This window comes from Chromobacterium sp. Ag138 (assembly GCF_055181315.1).
In genome coordinates this window covers 1566373-1583157 of record NZ_JBUPWA010000001.1, presented here as the reverse complement: position 1 = coordinate 1583157, position 16785 = coordinate 1566373, and the positions used below count along the sequence as shown (strand labels likewise).

The window sequence follows — 16785 nt, the reverse complement described above, 5'->3', positions numbered from 1 at the left end:
CGGAGCCCATGGGCTCCGCCTTTTTTGTTTTCAACCTCAAGCTGGCGCGCCGAGCCGGCGCAGCAACAGGTGGCAGGCCCGCTCGCCCGGCACCCGTTCCGCGCATTGGTAGCCTAGCGTCGGCAGGTCCAGCCCGGCGAACAAGGCCTCGCCGCGTCCCAGCAGCGCGGGCGCGATGGCGAGGTGGAGCTCGTCGATCAGGCCGGCGCGCAGGTATTGCCGCACCGTGTCGACGCCGCCGCCCAGCCGCACGTCCCGGCCGCCGGCCGCTTCGCGGGCCCGTTCCAGCGCCGACTGGATGCCGTCCGTGACGAAATGGAACGTTGTGCCGCCCTTCATCGCGAGCGCGGGGCGGGAGTGATGGGTCAGCACGAACACCGGGACGCGGTAGGGCGGCTCCTCGCCCCACCATCCCTTCCATTCCAGATCCGGCCATGGGCCGCGCAGCGGGCCGAACATATTGCGTCCCAATATCCAGGCGCCGACATTGTCGAAGCCGCGCTCGATGAAGTCGTTGTCCACTCCGGCTTCTCCGCCGATGCCGCCGCCGTGCAGGCGTTGGAAGGCGGCGGTGGCGAACGCCCACTGGTGCAGCGCCATGCCGCCGATGCCCAGCGGGTGGTCGAGGCTCTGCGCCGGTCCCGCGCCGAAACCGTCTATGGACAGGGAAAAGCAGGCTACGCGCAATTTGCTCATCGCGTTCTCCGTCAGTGAGGGGCATGCCGGATTTATAGACGCGGAAGCGGGATGAAGAAAACGCCGCCCAATGGGCGGCGTTTTTATCGGAGCGGGCAGGCTCAGTCGGTGCGCAGCGCGATGTAGAGCACCGCTTCGCCGCGGCGCACCAGCAGCGCGGCGTGGCCGCCGGCGCCGGCCAGCGCTTTTTCGAAGGCGTTGATGCTGGTGATGTCGTTCTGGTTCAGCCCCAGGATGATGTCGCCGGGCATCAGGCCGGAGCGCGCGGCCGGGCCTTGCGATTTCTGGATCAGCAGGCCGCCGCGGATGCCGAGGTCGGCGCGCTGGTCAGCCGTCAGTTCGCTCAGCGTCAGGCCCAGCTTGCCGAACTGGTAGCCCTGCGGCGAGTTGTCGCTGGCTGGCTTCGTGTTGTTGCCCGGTTCCGGCGCTTGTTCAACCAGCGTGGCTTCCATCGTCTTCTCGAAGCCCTTGCGCCACACCACCAGCTTGATCTTGGTGCCGGGGCCCAGCGAGCCCACCAGCATCGGCAGGTCCTTGGAGCTGTCGATGGACTGGTTGTTGAGCTTCAGGATGATGTCGCCGGCTTGCAGGCCGGCCTTGGCGGCCGGGCCTTTGGGATCGACGCGCACCACCAGCGCGCCGGACGGGCGCTGCAGGCCGAACGATTGCGCCAGTTCCTGGGTCACTTCCTGGATGTTGACGCCCAGCTGGCCGCGGCTGACCTTGCCCTTGGTCTTCAGCTGATCGGCCACCTGCATCGCCAAATCGATGGGAATGGCGAAGGAAATGCCCATGAAGCCGCCGGAGCGGCTGTAGATCTGCGAGTTGATGCCGACCACTTCGCCGCGCAGGTTGAACAGCGGGCCGCCGGAGTTGCCGGGGTTGATCGCCACGTCGGTCTGGATGAAGGGCACCAGCGTCTCGTCCGGCAGGCTGCGGCCCTTGGCGGAGACGATGCCGGCGGTGACGGTGTTGTCGAAGCCGAACGGCGCGCCGATGGCGGCCACCCATTCCCCTACCTTCAGATCGGCCGGGTTGCCTATCTTGGCCACCGGCAGGTCGGCCGCGGCCACCTTCAGCAGCGCCACGTCGCTGCGTTTGTCCAGGCCCATCAGCTTGGCGCGCAGCTCGCGCTTGTCTGTCAGCGTGACGCGAATCTGGCCGCCGTCGGCCACCACGTGGGCGTTGGTCAGGATGAAGCCGTCGCTGCTGATGATGAAGCCGGAGCCGTAGGACACGCTTTCCTCCGGTCCTTGCTCCTGCTGGGGAGGCTGATTGGGCATGAAACGGCGGAAGAAGTCGTACAGCGGGTCGTCTTCCGGCACCGGGAAGGGCATGTTGCCGCTTTGCTGCGGCGCGGCCGAACCTTCGCGGGTGGCCTGGATATTGACCACGGCCGGGCCGTCGCGGCTCACCAGCTGGGTGAAGTCGGGCAGCAGCATGGCTACGCGGCCATCCTGCTGGGCGGGAATGGCGACGGGAGCGGGCTGGCTGCTGCCTTTGACAAGCTGCTCGATTCTGTCGCAGCCGGACAGTAACGACGCCGCGAGCAGGGCGCCGGCCATGATGCGAAGACTCGTTGTCACTGGCAATCCTCTTGTTAGCTGGCTGATTCGAAAAGGTAAATGGGGGCGAACAGTGGAATATACAATCCGTCTTCTGTCATCGATATCGAATTTCGACTCTATTTTTATCATAACGGTTTTGCCGGGTATTCGCAGAGGTCCGCGATCACGCAGCGCTGGCATTCGGGTTTTCTGGCCTTGCACACGTAGCGGCCGAGCAGGATCAGCCAGTGGTGCGCGTCCAGCTTGAATTCGGCCGGCACGAACTTGACCAGCTTGTCCTCCACCTCGCGCACATCCTTGCCCGGCGCGATGCGGGTGCGGTTGGCGACGCGGAAGATGTGGGTGTCCACCGCGATGGTGGGCTGGCCGAAGGCGGTGTTGAGCACCACGTTGGCGGTTTTGCGGCCGACGCCGGGCAGCGCTTCCAGCGCCTCGCGCGTCTGCGGCACTTCGCCGCCGTGCTTTTCCAGCAGCAGCCTGCAGGTGGCGATCACGTTCCTGGCCTTGGTCTTGTACAGGCCTATGGTCTTGATGTATTCGGCCAGGTTTTCCTCGCCCAGCGCCAGCATCGCCGCCGGCGTGTTGGCTACCGGGTACAGGCGGCGCGTCGCCTTGTTGACGCCCACGTCGGTCGCCTGGGCCGACAGCAGCACCGAGATCAGCAGCTCGAACGGCGTCGCATATTCCAGTTCGGTGGTCGGACGCGGGTTGTCGTCGCGCAGGCGGCGGAAGATTTCTTGGCGTGTGGCGGCGTTCACTCTGAGTCCTTGTCTGCTTCTTGCTGGGCGGCCTTCATCGCGGCGGCGCGCTCCATCGCGGCGCGTATCACCGCCATCTTGTCGGCAGACGCGGTGGCGGCCACCGGCGCCTGTTGCTTGGCGCGCTCCATCGCCTTGCGGATCAGCTCGTTCTTGTCGGCGGCGTTCGCGGGGCTCGAGGCTTCCTGCCGGGCGGCGGGCGCGGCCGATGGGGAGGGCGGGGCCACGGCGGCGCGCTCGGCCAGGCGTTTGGCCTTGTCGGCGGCGTCGCGTTCCTTGCGCGCCTGGCGGGCGTCGTAGCGCTTGCGCGCCTGGGCGGCGCGCGCCATCACCCGCTCGCGTTCGCCGTCGGCGGGGTCGGCCACCGGGACGAGGTCGATGCAATCGACCGGACAGGGCGCCAGGCACAGTTCGCAGCCGGTGCATTCGTCGGCGATCACGGTGTGCATCTGTTTGGCCGCGCCGACGATGGCGTCCACCGGACAGGCCTGGATGCACAGCGTACAGCCGATGCAGCTGTCTTCGCGGATCACGGCCAGCGCGCGCGGCTTGGGCTGCGGGCCGGCGGGATCGAAGGGGATGGCCGGCTTGCCCAGCAGTTCCGCCAGCGCCCGGATGCCGTCCTCGCCGCCGGGCGGGCAGCGGTTGATCGGGTCGCGGCCTTCCGCCAACGCTTCCGCGTACGGGCGGCAGCCGGCGTGGCTGCATTGTCCGCACTGGGTCTGGGGCAGCAGGGCGTCGATCCGTTCGACGAGGCTGATCACGGGCATGCTTCGAATTCCGCTTCAAAAACCGTTAATTATCGATGTTAAGCGCCTCCGCTTCAACACCCGGAGCGGTCAATTGCGCCAGCAAAATATCGTGCAGCCGCTGCGCCGGGGCGGCCGGACGCGCTTCGGCGCGGCACAGCAGCAGGTCGATGGCGGGCAGGGGCGGCAGGCCGTGCAGCGCCGGCTCCAGTATCCTCAAGCCCGGCGGCAGCTGGATGGCGGCGCGGGCGCTGACGCCCAGTCCGGCGCGCACCGCCGACCACAGCCCGGCCAGGCTGCTGCCGCTGGCCGCCATGCGCCAGGGGCGGCCAGCCTGGTCGAGCGCGCCGCATGCCTGGGCGCGGATGACGCAGGGGGGATCGAACAGCGCCAGCGGCAGCGGGCCGGGCGCGAGCTGGCCGCTGGCCGGGCCGATCCAGTGCACGGCATAGCGGCCGATGGCCGCGCTGTGCCGCGCGCGCGGGCCGGAATCCCAGGCCAGCGCCAGATCCAGTTCTCCTGCCATCACCAGCTGCTGCAATTCCTGGCTGCGGGCCACCCGCATTTCCACCCTGACATCGGGGCAGGCGCGGGCGAAACGCCCCAGCGCCAGCGGCAGCACGCCTTCGCCGAAGTCCTCAGCCAGGCCCAGGCGCACGCAGCCCGCCAGCGAGGCGCCGCGCGTCGCTTCCACCGCCTCGTCGTTCAGCTCCAGCAGCCGCCGGGCGTAGGACAGCATGACCTCGCCGGCCGGCGTCAGCTCCAGGCCGCGGCCGCTCTTGCGCAGAATGGCCACGCCGGCTTGTTCCTCCAGCTTCTTCATCTGGGCGCTGACGGCAGAGGTGGAGCGGCCCAGCCTGTCGGCCGCGCGGGCAAAGCTGCCCAGCTCCACGCCGCAGGCGAGGCTGGCCAGCACGTCCAGATCCAATAAAGTTCGTCTCATGAAAACCATCCTGAAATTTGGAACTGTTTGTAAAAATATATCTGATTTTAAGGATGGTGTGACTGGTTTACAGTGCGATGGCTATCCCAAGCAAAGGAGCCAGGAATGTTTAACCATGCAGACGCCATGCCCCGGCTGGCCCCCAAACTGGCGGAATTGTCCCGCCAGGTCTTGTTCGACGATGTCTGGCGGCGGCTGGGCCTGAGCCCGCGCGAGCGCAGCCTGGCCACCATTGCCGCCCTGATCGGCCAGGCCCGGCCGCATGCGCTGGATTTTCACCTGCGCCGCGGTTTGGAGAACGGCTTGAGCGCCGAGGCGCTGGGCGAGCTGCTGACCCATCTCGCCTTCTATGTAGGCTGGCCATCCGCCACCGCCGCGCTTGAGCAATTGGACTCGGTTTTGACCCCGCAAGCCGAATAAGGAGAACATCATGCCCTATGCCCGCATTTCCCTGTGCAGAGGCAAGCCGCCGCAGTACCTGCGCGCGCTGGCCGACGGCATTCATCAAGCGATGGCGGAGTGCATCGCCGTGCCGCCCAAGGACCGTTTCCAGCTGATTCATCAGCACGAGGCCGAAGAGATGATCATCGACCCGGATTATGGCGGCGGCCCCCGTTCCGAGGATTTCGTGCTGGTGACGCTGCATCTGGGCCGGCCGCGGACCAAGGAAGCCAAGGCGGCGCTCTACGCCAGGATGGCCGAGCTGCTCGGCGCCGCGCCGGGCCTGGCGCCCGCCGATCTGATGGTGGTGTTGATCGATGGCGAGATGGACAACTGGTCGTTCAGCCATGGCCGCCAGGCGTCGCAATTGCCGCCGGAGGCGCTGCTGCCATGATAGCCATGCGCTACCGGATCGCGCTGCCGGCCGATTATCCGATGGAAGTCATTGAGCGCCGCATCGCTGAGCGCGGCCATCTGACCGACGGCCTGCCGGGGCTGGGCCTCAAAGCCTATTTGTACAGCCGCGCGGGCGAAGATGGCGCGGCGGCGAACGCCTACGCGCCGTTCTACCTGTGGCGGACTTCGGAAGGCATGCGCGACTTTCTGTCGGGCCCTGGCTTTGCCGGGCTGTGCGCGTCGTTTGGCCGGCCGGCGGTGGAGAGCGCGGTCGCCTGGTTCGGCCAATGGAGCGGCGACGTGGCTGAGGCTCGCCATGCGCTGGTGGAGAGGCTGCCGATGGCGGCTGCGGAGGGCATGGATGCTCTGAAGGCCGCTCAGGAAGGCTGGCGCGGCGGCGGGCCGGGCGGCGAGGATCTGTTGGCCGTCGCCGCAGCCTTCGATCCCGCGAGCTGGACCCTGGTCCGCCTGAGCTTGTCGCGGCGGATGCGCGAACCCGCCTGCGGCGGCGCGGCCGAGCTTTACCGGGTGGGCAGGGTATCGCTTGGCTAACATGATGGGCGAGCGGTTTCTGTAAAAAAAATTAACAGGATGACTTGGACGCATGTACAGGTGCGCTATGGTGAAAATACTCACTTTCCCGGGCAGCCTGCCATGAAAATCGCCTACAAAGCCGGCCTGATTTCCGCGCTGGTGCTGGCCGCCACCTTGTCCACGCTGTCCTGGCTGCAATATCTGAGCGTCGTCGACAGCATACGCAGCGGGAAGGAGCAGGAGGTGGTCCAGACCAGCCAGGTGCTGGCCGAGCAGATCGCCAACTGGCTGAACGGCAAACTGGCGCAAATCCAGCTGATGTCGGAAACCATAGATTCCAATTTCAGCGGCGAGCGCATCGCGGAAGTGTTCCAGCGCCCAATGCTGAAGAAGGAGTTCAAGCTGATCTTCGGCGGCCTGGACACCGATGGCAAGAAAATCTCCAATGACTCGTCGTGGAATCCGCCGCCGACCTGGGACGCCCGCAAACGGCCGTGGTACCCGGTGGCCAAGGCCGCCGCCGGCGTCGGCCTGACCGATCCCTACCCCGACGCTGCATCCGGCGAGATCCTGATTTCGGTGGTGGCCAAGCTGACCGACAAGGGCGCGTTCAAGGGCGCTTTCGGCGGCGACTTGAGCCTGAAGTCGGTGTCGGACGCGCTGAATACCGCCACCTTCAACGGCGCGGGCTACGCCTTCCTGCTGTCGGCCGACGGCAAGATCATCAGCCATCCGGACGCCAAGCTGAACGGCAAGAGCGTGGCCGAGCTGTTCGGCGGCACCGCGCCCGCGCTGGGCGACAAGGTGCAGGAGCTTGAGGTGGGAGGCCAGCGGCTGATGGTGGCCTTCCACCCGCTGGACCGCCTGCAGCCGGCCAAATGGCTGGTAGGGGTGGTGCTGGACGAGGGCAAGGTGATGGCCGAGGCCAGGCAGATAGGCTGGCGAGGCTTCTGGGGCGCGGTGATCGGCGTGGCGCTGAGCATGGCGATACTGAGCACGCTGATGCAGCAGATCCTGCGCCGGCCGTTGCAGCAGTTGAAGCTGTCGCTGGCCGAGCTCAACAGCGGCAACGGCGACCTGACCCGCCGCGTCGACGAATCGTCCAATGACGAGTTCGGCGAAGTGGCGCGGGAACTGAACCGCTTCATCGCCTACCTGCAGCGGCTGATCGGCGATATCCGCCAGATTTCCACGCGGGTGTCGCAGGGCGCGGAACAGAGCGCCGGAGAGGCGCGGCAGAGCAGCGGCGAGGCCAGCCGGCTGCAGCAGGAGCTGGAACAGCTGGTGGCGGCCATCCGCCAGATGGCCGAAGCCGCCGGCGAGATGACGTCCAGCGCCGGCGCGGTGGCGGAGTCGGCGCGGCTGGCGCATGAGGAAACCGGCAGCCGGGTGTCGCTGGTGACGCAGTCCAGCCAGTCGATACGCCGTCTGGCCGACACGCTGGACGAAACCTCCCGCTCGATGAATGAGTTGGCCGAGTTCAGCAAGAGCATCGAGTCCATCGTCCGGGTGATCACCGGCGTGGCCGAACAAACCAATCTGCTGGCCTTGAACGCCGCGATCGAGGCGGCGCGGGCCGGCGAGATGGGGCGCGGCTTCGCGGTGGTGGCGGACGAGGTGCGCAAGCTGGCGTCGCAAACCCAGCAGGCGACGCAGGAAATCCGCGCGATGATAGAGCAGCTGCAGCGCGGCGTCGGCGAGGCGAGGCAAAAGATGGACGAAAGCCGCGAACGCGCCAGCAGCACGGTGAAGGATGCCGAGCAGATCAGCGAGATGCTGCTGCGCATCCAGGACGTGATCTCAGACATCAACGCCAAGAACGGCGAGATCGCCGGCGCCGTCGACCGCCAGAGTCGGATGACGCAGGAAATCAACGACAGCGCTGGCAATATCCAGCACATCGGCCAGCGCGTCAGCGACGCGGCCCAGGTGCAGCTGCGGCATTGCAACGACACTGCCGCCGACGTGGCCGAGCAGGACAAGATGATAGGGCGGTTCCGGCTGGAGTGAGCCGTTTCCTTGCCGCCATGCCAAGCCGGGACGCGCGTCCCGGCTTTTTATCGCGCCGCTTGCCGCGGACGCGGGGCGGGATGCGGCTCAGATCGGCACGAACAGCGACAGCCAGGCGTTCCAGCCCGAGGTGCGATTCTTGGCGTCGAACTCGTCGTAGGCTTTCAGATTGGCGTACCACTTGTTCTTGCCCACCTTGAAGAAGTAGCCTGCCTGCGGGCCAAGGCCGGCCACCCTGGCCTTGTAATCTTTTTTGCCGAGGCCGGGGCCGCTATCGTTGCCGAGCTGGTGGTAGGCGTAGCCGACCAGGCCGATGTGGAAGTTTTCGTTCAGAAACTGCGACAGCGAGACATCCAGGTGGGCATCGGTGCCGTTCTTGTAGTCGGTGTCGGGATTCTTCTGATTGAATGTCAGGCCCAGCACGGCGGAAAACTCGGTGCCGCTTTTGTCATTGAGATAGGTGTAGCCGCCGCCGCCGTCGTAGGACCAGTGGTTCAGGCCCAGGTTGGCGTTGCGGTTGGCGTCGTAGGAACCAACCGGCACGCCCATGGTGGCGTAAGCCAGATAGTTGTGGTTGCCGCGGTTCCATTTCAGCGTCGCCATCGGGTACAGGTCGCCGAAGCCGTCATGGGTGTCGTCGCTGCTTTGACTGCGGGTTCGGCCGCGCACGGTGGTGGTGGATTGGCTGGCGTAGGCTTCGGCGCGGCCATAGTAGCCAGTCATCGAGACGGCCAGCTGCGCGCCGGCTACCGGGGTGGCAAAGGTGTAAGTCGGCGAGACAAACAGCAAATCATTCGGCGTACTTTGCAAGCTAGCGGAGACGGTACCTTTTTTGTTGCGCTTGACGCTCTCGGAGCTGGCTTTGCCGTGATAGACGCTAAAGCTCCAGGACCAGCCCGGGTCGTTCTGTACGGCGGCGAAGGTGCCGGTCTGGCCCGGCAGCCAGAAGCTGACGCCGTTTTCATCGGCGCGGGCGGGCATGGACAGGGCAAGGAAAGCGGCCGCGGCCAAGGCGGCAACGGTGAAGGCGGGGATTCGGTATGGCGTTTTCATCTTGATTCTCATCGACTGCGCCCGATGATCAGGCCTGCAACTGATTTAGATCATCGCAGATAAATATGACAACTGCCAGCGGCGGTTCGCTGAGAATGAGTATCAGGCTGTTGCCGCCCTTGCGCGAGCTGGCCTTCGGCGAACAGGGCCTGGCCAGATCGGCGAGATGGGGCGCAGCATCCTGCTGCATGGAGAGCGGCATGTGAATAAAAAAAGGCCGTCGCGCGGGCGACGGCCAATCAGACGCTCCTCGGGTATTACAGCGGCTGCTGCAGCTGCGCCAGGATCTGCGGATTCTCCAGCGTGGACACGTCCTGGGTGATTTCCTCGCCCTTGGCGATGGAGCGCAGCAAGCGGCGCATGATCTTGCCAGAGCGGGTCTTGGGCAGGTTTTCGCCGAAACGGATGTCGTCCGGCTGGGCGATCTTGCCGATCTCGTGCGCCACCCAGTTCTTCAGTTCGGCCGCCACCGCCTTGGCGGCGTCGCCCTGCGGCCGCTCGCCTTTCAGCACCACGAAAGCCACCACCGCCTCGCCCTTGACCTCGTGCGGCTTGCCGACCACGGCGGCTTCGGCCACCAGCGGGTTGGCGACCAGCGCTGATTCGATCTCCATGGTGCCCAGGCGGTGGCCGGACACGTTCAGCACGTCGTCGATGCGGCCCATGATCCAGAAGTAGCCGTTCTCGTCGCGGTGGGCGGAGTCGCCGGCCAGATAGTACTTGCCGTCGAACTCGTCGGGGAAATAGGTTTTCTTGAAGCGTTCCGGGTCGTTCCAGATGGTGCGCACCAGGCTGGGGAACGGTTTCTTGATCACCAGGAAGCCGCCGCGGCCCGGCTCCACCTGGGCGCCGGACTCGTCGACGATGTCGGCGATCACGCCCGGCAGCGGCAGCGTGCACGAGCCGGGCTTGGTGGCGACGGCGCCCGGCAGCGGGGCGATCATCGCCGAGCCGGTTTCCGTCTGCCACCAGGTGTCGACGATGGGGCAGCGGCCGCCGCCTACGGTTTCGTGGTACCAGATCCAGGCTTCCGGGTTGATCGGCTCGCCGACGGTGCCCAGCACGCGCAGGCTGGACAGGTCATATTGCTTGGGCAGGTCCGCGCCCAGCTTGATCAGCGAGCGGATCGCCGTCGGCGCGGTGTAGAAGATGGACACCTTGTGCTGCTCTATCATGCGCCAGAAGCGGCCGGCATCGGGGTAAATGGGCACGCCCTCGAAAATCACCTGGGTGGCGCCGTTGGCCAGCGGACCGTAGCAGACATAGCTGTGGCCGGTGATCCAGCCGACGTCGGCGGTGCACCAGTAGACGTCGTTGGGCTTGTAGTCGAATACCCAGCGGAAGCTGTTGGCCGCGCCCAGCAGGTAGCCGGCGGTGCTGTGCTGGATGCCCTTGGGCTTGCCGGTGGAACCGGAGGTGTAGAGGATGAACAGAGGGTCTTCGGCGCTGACCCATTCCGGCTCGCAGGCCTCGCTCTGGCCCTCGGTCAATTTGTGCCACCACACGTCGCGGCCTTCCACCCAGTCGGCGCCGCCGTTGGTGCGCTGGTATACCACCACGTTCTTAACCGATTCGGCGCCTTCCAGCGCCAGCGCCTCGTCCACCGTGGCCTTCAGCGGGACGTTCTTGCCGCCGCGCACGCTTTCGTTGGCGGTGACCACCACGGTGGCGCCGGCATCCTGGATGCGGTCGCGCACGGCGCCGGCGGAGAAGCCGCCGAACACCACCGAGTGGATGGCGCCGATGCGGGCGCAGGCCTGCATCGTCACCACCGCCTCGATGCCCATCGGCATGTAGACGACGACGCGGTCTCCCTTCTTGACGCCCAGGCTCTTCAGGCCGTTGGCGAACTGGCAGACGCGGCGGTGCAGTTCGGAGTAGGTGACGCGGGTGACTTCGCCGTCGTCGGCTTCGAAGATGATGGCGATCTTGTTGGCGTTGGCGGCCAGGTGGCGGTCCAGGCAGTTGTAGGACGCGTTGAGCACGCCGTCGTCGAACCATTTGAAGAACGGCGCGGCGCTGTCGTCCAGCACGCGGGAGAACGGTTTTTTCCAGGTGATCAGTTCGCGCGCCAGATCCCCCCAGAACGACAGGTAATGATCGTCCGCCTGTTCGCACAGCGCGTGGTAGGCCTCGATGCCGCTGACGGCCGCCTTGCGGCGGAACTCTTCCGACGGGGCGAAGCTGCGGGTTTCCTTGAGGATGGAATCTAGCGTGGACATGCGTTTCTCCAGAGTCTTTGGTGTTATCGCCGCGCGCCGTCGTCAGGCGCGCGGCATGTCAATGATAATGACATTTAATGCTTGCTGGCGCCACTGGCTCCGATGCCGGTCATCGCCCGCACGTACTGGGCGTCGAACTTGGCCTTTTCTTCAGAAGCCTGGCGGGAGGTGTCGAGCACCGAGACCAGCCAAGTGACGGCGAAGGCCAGCGTCATCGAGAACAGCGCCGGGTTTTTGTACGGGAACACGGCGTGCTCGTGCTTCAGCACTTCCACCCACACCGTCGGGCCCAGCACGATCAGCACCACCGCGGTCAGCAGGCCCACCAGGCCGCCCAATACCGCGCCGCGGGTGGTCAGGCCCTTCCAGAACATCGACAGGAACAGCACCGGGAAGTTGGCGGAGGCGGCGATGGAGAAGGCGAGGCCCACCATAAAGGCGATGTTCTGTTTTTCGAACACCAGGCCCAGCACGATGGCCACCACGCCCAGCACCACGGTGGTGATCTTGGAGACGCGGATCTCGTCGGCCTCGTTGGCCTTGCCATGCTTGATCACGCTGGCGTACAGGTCGTGAGACACCGCCGACGCGCCGGACAGCGCCAGGCCGGCCACCACCGCCAGGATGGTGGCGAAGGCCACCGCGGAGATGAAGCCAAGGAAGATGTCGCCGCCGACGGCGTCCGCCAGGTGGATGGCCGCCATATTGCTGCCGCCGACCAGTTGGTGCACTTCCTTGCCGTTCTTCATCACGGTCTCCATCATGCCCGGCTGGTTCAGCACCAGCATGATGGCGCCGAAGCCGATGATGAAGGTCAGGATGTAGAAGTAGCCGATGAAGCCGGTGGCGAAGAAGACGGACTTGCGGGCCTCCTTGGCGTCGGCGACGGTGAAGAAGCGCATCAGGATGTGCGGCAGGCCGGCGGTGCCGAACATCAGCGCCAGGCCCAGCGAGATGGAGTCGATCGGATCGGCCTTGCCCGGCGCCATGATGGCGGCGCCCTTGCTATGGGCGGCCACGGCTTTTTCGAACATCACTTCCGGATTGAAGCCGACGGTGGACAGCACCATGATGGCCATGAACGTGGCGCCGGACAGCAGCAGCACCGCCTTGATGATCTGCACCCAGGTGGTGGCCAGCATGCCGCCGAACAGCACGTAACAGACCATCAGCACGCCGACCAGCAGCACTGCCGAGCTGTAGCTCATGCCGAACAGCAGCTGGATCAGCTTGCCGGCGCCGACCATCTGCGCGATCAGGTAGATCGCCACCACCACCAGCGTAGACAGCGCGGCGAAGCTGCGCACCGGGGTCTGGCCCAGCCGGTAGGAAGCCACGTCGGCGAAGGTGTACTTGCCCAGGTTGCGCAGCCGCTCGGCCACCAGGAACAGGATGATGGGCCAGCCCACCAGGAAGCCCATCGAGTAGATCAGGCCGTCGTAGCCCTTGTCGAACACCAGGGCGGAAATGCCGAGGAAAGACGCCGCCGACATGTAGTCGCCGGCGATGGCGAGCCCGTTCTGGAAGCCGGTGATGCCGCCGCCCGCGGCGTAGAAATCGCTGGCGGACTTGGTGCGGCGCGCCGCCCAGTAGGTGATGCCCAGCGTGAAGGCCACGAACAGGAAGAACATGATGATGGCGTGCCAGTTGGTGGCCTGCTGCTTGACATCGCCTTCTATCGCGCCGGCCGCGCAGGCGAGCGCGGGCAACAGCGACGCCGCGCAGGCGGCGAGTTTCAGTTTGGTTTGCCGCATCATTTGGCCTCCTCGACGATCTGCTGGGTCAACGGGTCGAACTCCTGGTTGGCGCGGCGCACGTAGATGCCGGTCAGCACGAAGGCGGACAGGATGATGCACACGCCGACCGGTATGCCCACGGTCATGGTGGCGCCCTGGTACAGCGGCGTGCCCAGCAGCGACGGGGCGAAGGCCAACACCAGGATGTAGCCGTAGTAAATGACCAGCATGACGATGGCCAGCGTCCAGCCGAGGCTGGTTTTCTTGTGGACCAGTTCCAAGTACTTCGGATTGGACTGGATCTTCTTCAGAGTCTCCTCATTCATGACATCCTCCTTTGGGGGTGCTGCGCTCGTTTGGCGCTGCTGAAAAAATAAAAGAGGAAGCCGGAGGGATGCTAATCGTATTTTCTGATGCTTTGAATTAGCCAGACCGATGATTGCCTGGCAAATAATACAAAAATCAATAGTTTGCAGTGGAATGTTTACTCGATAATCGTTGGCGCGCGCGCGATTTTCCGTCCGCGGCGCATTCGATTCCGACAACGCCGGCTTGGCTAGGCGTTATGACAATGGAGAAGTTGGGGCATGGGCGAGTCATTGTACGGAGAGCCGCTGCTGGCGGAGGTTTACGACCTGTTCAACGCCTGGGGCGAGGACAATGATTTTTATCTGGGCTTGTGTTCGCCGGGCGTGGGGTGCGGCACCGGCCTGCTGGCGGCGAGGATGGCGGAGCGGGCCGAGGTGGTCGGCCTGGATCCTGCGCAGGCGATGCTGGACATCGCTCGGACCAGGCCTGGCGGCGAAAGGGTCGAATGGCGGCGGGGCGATGCGCGGGATTTTGAGTTGAACCGGCGTTTCGACCTGATTTATTGCGCCGGCCACGCTTTCCAGTCATTTCTGAGCGAAACCGACAGGCGCTCGGTCTTCCGCCAGGTTCGGCGCCATCTGGCGCGAGGCGGCCGTTTCGCGTTCGAGACGCGGAATCCGGCCGCGCGTGCCTGGCTGCGCTGGGAAAACGCCGCGCCGCGCCGGGGGACCCATCCGCGCTGGGGCGAGGTGGAGCTCAGCCAGCGCCTGCTGTCGGCGCAGGACGGGCTGGTGTCCTACCGCAGCCGCTATCGTTTCATCGATCAGGGGCGGGAGCTGGAGGCGGATGCCCGCTTGCGCTTCTGCGGTTTGGCGGCGCTGCGTTCCGAGTGGGAGTCGGAGGGGCTGAGCGCGTTGGCGCTGCATGGCGATTGGCGAGGCGGCGAATGGCGCGAGGACAGCGAGGAGATCATCCTGACGCTGGCGCGGGCCGGCGATCAGCTCGCCTTGGATTGAAAGCGCATGCACGGCTGGCCTGAAGCCTCTTGCACGTCCAGGCAGGGCGCGCGCTTGCTGGAGAAGCCCATCGCCCGGCAACCGTAAGGGAAGCGCGGGTCGTGGGTGACGAAGTAATGGCGGCAGCGCCGGCAAAGCGGGGCGCCGCGTCGCTCGGGGGGATTCGGGTGCATGGCGGAGAAGAAAGCGTCGATGCCGCCCAGCTTAACAGCGGGGCCAGGGACGCGGTAGCGGCCTGGCCTGCGGGATGTTTGCCGCAATGGGCCATGATCTGCCATGCTGTCGGTATTTACCGGATAGGCGGGCGCGGAGCGGACGGAAGGAAAATGGTTCCCGTAGATTGTTTCCTGATAGGAAATGATGAATTTGCCTGCGCCGTCTATTTCGCGCAATAAAAAGCGCTTAGAGTTTTACGCAAGCGGCATCCCCCGCGTCGCGGTCAGGCCGCGGCTGAATGGGGGAGGCCTGCTTTTCGTTGAATTCACCAAGAGGCTGTCCATGTCGCAAACGCGTTACACCTCTACCGCCATCCTGCTGCACTGGCTGATGGCGGTCATGCTCGTCTGTCTGTTCGGGGTGGGCTTCTACATGCACGGCCTGCCGTTTTCGCCGTTGAAGCTGAAGGTCTACTCCTGGCACAAATGGGCCGGCGTCACCGTGTTCCTGCTGGTGTGGCTGCGGCTGGCCTGGCGCTTCGGCCATCGGCCGCCGGCGCTGCCGGCGGGCATGGGCAAAGCGATGCGCGCGATGGCGCACGCGGGCCACCTGATGCTGTATCTGCTGATGGTCGCCATTCCGCTGTCCGGCTGGCTGATGAGCTCGGCCAAGGGCGTGCAGACCGTTTACTTCGGCGTGCTGCCGCTGCCGGACCTGATCGCGCCGGACCAGGCGCTGGGCGAAAACCTGCAGCGCCTGCATGGCCTGCTCAACTATCTGTTGGCCGCGGTGGTGGCGGGACACGTCGCCGCCGCGCTCAAGCACCACCTGATCGATAGGGACGATGTGCTGACGCGCATGCAGCCCTGGCGCATCAAATCCTGACCCCTCCGGAGACCTCACCATGGATATCAAACGCATCGCCATGCCGCTGTTGCTGGGCGGCCTGTTGGCCGCGCCGCTGGCGGCTCAGGCCGTGGAATACACCGCGATCCAGCAGGACAAGAGCAATATCGCCTTCGGCTACAAGCAGATGGGCGTGGGCATGCAGGGCCATTTCAAGAAGTTTTCCGCCCAGCTGAATTTCGACCCGGCCAAGCCGGCCGCCGCCAAGGCGCAGCTGGACGTCAACCTCGCCAGCATCGATACCGGCTCGGCCGAGGCCAACGAGCAGGTGGCGGACAAGGATTGGTTCAACACCAAGCAGTATCCGAACGCCCGCTTCGTTTCCAGCGCCATCAAGCCGCTGGGCGGCAACCGCTTCCAGGTGGACGGCAAGCTGACCATCAAGGGGCGAACCCAGCCGGTCAGCGCGGTGGCCACGATGACGCCGCAAGGCGCGCAGGCCGCCTTCGATGGCGCCTTCACGATCAAGCGCGCCGACTTCGCCATCGGCGAAGGCGACTGGAAGGATTTCGGCACCGTCGCCAATGAAATCCAGATCAAGTTCCATCTGCTGGCGCGCGCCAAGTAAGCGCCGCCCAAACCAAACCGAGGAAGAAGCCATGAACAAACTGACCCGCCTGACCTTGGCCGCCGTGGCCGTCGCCGGCTTCAGCAGCGCCGCGCTGGCCAAGCCGGAAACCTACGTGATCGACGGCACCCATACTTTCCCGCGCTTCTCGTACAGCCACCTGGGCTTCTCCACCCAGCTGAGCCGCTTCGACAAGACCAGCGGCAAGATCGTGCTGGACAAGGAAGCCAAGACCGGCTCCGTCGACGTCACCATCGACATGAAGTCGGTGGACACCGGCTACCCGGTGTTCAACGGCCACATCCAGGGCGCGGACTTCTTCGATACCGCCAAGTTCCCGACCGCCACCTTCAAGTCCACCAAGGTGCTGTTCGACGACGACAAGCCGACCGCGGTGGAAGGCAACCTGACCATCAAGGGCGTGACCAAGCCGGTGACGCTGTCCTTGTCCAGCTTCACCAATAAAGAGCACCCGATGCTGAAGAAAGACGCCATCGGCGCCAACGCCAGCGTCAAGGTCAAGCGCACCGAATTCAACGCCGGCAAGTACGCGCCCTATGTGGGCGACGATGTCACCATCGATATCGCCGTGGAAGCCATCCACGAGTAAGCCGCGCCGCTTGCATCGGCAATGAAGCCGCCATCCTTCGGGGGGGCGGCTTTTTTCATTTCTCAGGATGGGGGGCAAAACGGCAGCCGCGGGGGCCAGTGTCTTTCATGGGGG

18 protein-coding genes are annotated in these 16785 nt (G+C 65.3%); 8 read left to right on the top strand and 10 right to left on the bottom strand.

Annotated elements, in window-relative coordinates; genetic code table 11:
- Nucleotides 1-36: 36 nt before the first annotated feature.
- The 5 genes from ACY3GB_RS07035 to ACY3GB_RS07015 all read right to left on the bottom strand — a co-directional run bounded on the left by ACY3GB_RS07035 (nucleotide 37) and on the right by ACY3GB_RS07015 (nucleotide 4714).
- Nucleotides 37-696: a dihydrofolate reductase family protein gene (locus ACY3GB_RS07035; protein ID WP_463088127.1), complete on the bottom strand. Its 660-nt coding sequence runs from the start codon at nucleotides 694-696 to the stop codon at nucleotides 37-39.
- 101 nt (nucleotides 697-797) lie between these two features.
- The gene (locus ACY3GB_RS07030) at nucleotides 798-2261 is read right to left on the bottom strand and encodes a DegQ family serine endoprotease (protein WP_463090921.1); all 1464 of its coding nucleotides are present in this window, start codon (nucleotides 2259-2261) and stop codon (nucleotides 798-800) included.
- A gap of 128 nt (nucleotides 2262-2389) precedes the next feature.
- Nucleotides 2390-3022: an endonuclease III gene (nth, locus tag ACY3GB_RS07025; RefSeq protein ID WP_463088126.1), complete on the bottom strand. Its 633-nt coding sequence runs from the start codon at nucleotides 3020-3022 to the stop codon at nucleotides 2390-2392.
- Nucleotides 3019-3792, bottom strand: a complete 774-nt coding sequence (gene rsxB, locus ACY3GB_RS07020) for an electron transport complex subunit RsxB (protein ID WP_463088125.1) — start codon at nucleotides 3790-3792, stop codon at nucleotides 3019-3021. Before rsxB ends, nth begins: the two co-directional genes overlap by 4 nt.
- Nucleotides 3793-3817: 25 nt before the next feature.
- The gene (locus ACY3GB_RS07015; RefSeq protein WP_463088124.1) at nucleotides 3818-4714 is read right to left on the bottom strand and encodes a LysR substrate-binding domain-containing protein; all 897 of its coding nucleotides are present in this window, start codon (nucleotides 4712-4714) and stop codon (nucleotides 3818-3820) included.
- A 105-nt stretch (nucleotides 4715-4819) separates the two neighbouring features.
- Between ACY3GB_RS07015 and ACY3GB_RS07010 the strand changes: the two genes are divergently transcribed.
- From ACY3GB_RS07010 to ACY3GB_RS06995, 4 genes are all read left to right on the top strand, one after another.
- Nucleotides 4820-5134, top strand: a complete 315-nt coding sequence (locus ACY3GB_RS07010; RefSeq protein ID WP_463088123.1) for a carboxymuconolactone decarboxylase family protein — start codon at nucleotides 4820-4822, stop codon at nucleotides 5132-5134.
- A gap of 10 nt (nucleotides 5135-5144) precedes the next feature.
- On the top strand, nucleotides 5145-5549 hold the full coding sequence (locus ACY3GB_RS07005; RefSeq protein ID WP_463088122.1) for a tautomerase family protein: 405 nt from the start codon (nucleotides 5145-5147) through the stop codon (nucleotides 5547-5549).
- Complete coding sequence (locus ACY3GB_RS07000; protein WP_463088121.1) at nucleotides 5546-6103, top strand: DUF4865 family protein; 558 nt, start codon at nucleotides 5546-5548, stop codon at nucleotides 6101-6103. The genes ACY3GB_RS07005 and ACY3GB_RS07000 overlap by 4 nt, the downstream gene beginning before the upstream one ends.
- Nucleotides 6104-6205: 102 nt before the next feature.
- On the top strand, nucleotides 6206-8095 hold the full coding sequence (locus tag ACY3GB_RS06995; protein WP_463088120.1) for a methyl-accepting chemotaxis protein: 1890 nt from the start codon (nucleotides 6206-6208) through the stop codon (nucleotides 8093-8095).
- A gap of 87 nt (nucleotides 8096-8182) precedes the next feature.
- Here ACY3GB_RS06995 and ACY3GB_RS06990 read toward each other — a convergent pair whose 3' ends face one another.
- The 5 genes from ACY3GB_RS06990 to ACY3GB_RS06970 all read right to left on the bottom strand — a co-directional run bounded on the left by ACY3GB_RS06990 (nucleotide 8183) and on the right by ACY3GB_RS06970 (nucleotide 13432).
- Complete coding sequence (locus ACY3GB_RS06990; RefSeq protein ID WP_463088119.1) at nucleotides 8183-9148, bottom strand: SphA family protein; 966 nt, start codon at nucleotides 9146-9148, stop codon at nucleotides 8183-8185.
- A gap of 28 nt (nucleotides 9149-9176) precedes the next feature.
- Nucleotides 9177-9338 carry a hypothetical protein gene (locus ACY3GB_RS06985; RefSeq protein ID WP_463088118.1) on the bottom strand — a complete coding sequence of 54 codons (162 nt, stop codon included), beginning with the start codon at nucleotides 9336-9338 and terminating at the stop codon, nucleotides 9177-9179.
- Between the two features lie 67 nt (nucleotides 9339-9405).
- Nucleotides 9406-11370, bottom strand: coding sequence for an acetate--CoA ligase (gene acs, locus ACY3GB_RS06980; RefSeq protein ID WP_463088117.1), 1965 nt, complete (start codon nucleotides 11368-11370; stop codon nucleotides 9406-9408).
- A gap of 74 nt (nucleotides 11371-11444) precedes the next feature.
- Nucleotides 11445-13127: a cation acetate symporter gene (locus ACY3GB_RS06975; RefSeq protein ID WP_463088116.1), complete on the bottom strand. Its 1683-nt coding sequence runs from the start codon at nucleotides 13125-13127 to the stop codon at nucleotides 11445-11447.
- Nucleotides 13124-13432: a DUF485 domain-containing protein gene (locus ACY3GB_RS06970; RefSeq protein ID WP_463088115.1), complete on the bottom strand. Its 309-nt coding sequence runs from the start codon at nucleotides 13430-13432 to the stop codon at nucleotides 13124-13126. The genes ACY3GB_RS06975 and ACY3GB_RS06970 overlap by 4 nt, the downstream gene beginning before the upstream one ends.
- Before the next feature lie 261 nt (nucleotides 13433-13693).
- On the opposite strand from ACY3GB_RS06970, the gene ACY3GB_RS06965 reads away from it, so the two are divergent.
- The 4 genes from ACY3GB_RS06965 to ACY3GB_RS06950 all read left to right on the top strand — a co-directional run bounded on the left by ACY3GB_RS06965 (nucleotide 13694) and on the right by ACY3GB_RS06950 (nucleotide 16671).
- A complete protein-coding gene (locus ACY3GB_RS06965) occupies nucleotides 13694-14431 on the top strand; it encodes a class I SAM-dependent methyltransferase (protein WP_463088114.1) in 738 nt (245 codons plus the stop codon).
- 498 nt (nucleotides 14432-14929) lie between these two features.
- Complete coding sequence (locus ACY3GB_RS06960) at nucleotides 14930-15472, top strand: cytochrome b (RefSeq protein ID WP_463088113.1); 543 nt, start codon at nucleotides 14930-14932, stop codon at nucleotides 15470-15472.
- 19 nt (nucleotides 15473-15491) lie between these two features.
- Complete coding sequence (locus ACY3GB_RS06955) at nucleotides 15492-16061, top strand: YceI family protein (RefSeq protein ID WP_463088112.1); 570 nt, start codon at nucleotides 15492-15494, stop codon at nucleotides 16059-16061.
- 31 nt (nucleotides 16062-16092) lie between these two features.
- Nucleotides 16093-16671 (top strand): YceI family protein, encoded by a 579-nt coding sequence (locus tag ACY3GB_RS06950; RefSeq protein ID WP_463088111.1) that lies wholly within the window; start codon nucleotides 16093-16095, stop codon nucleotides 16669-16671.
- Nucleotides 16672-16785 lie beyond the last annotated feature (114 nt).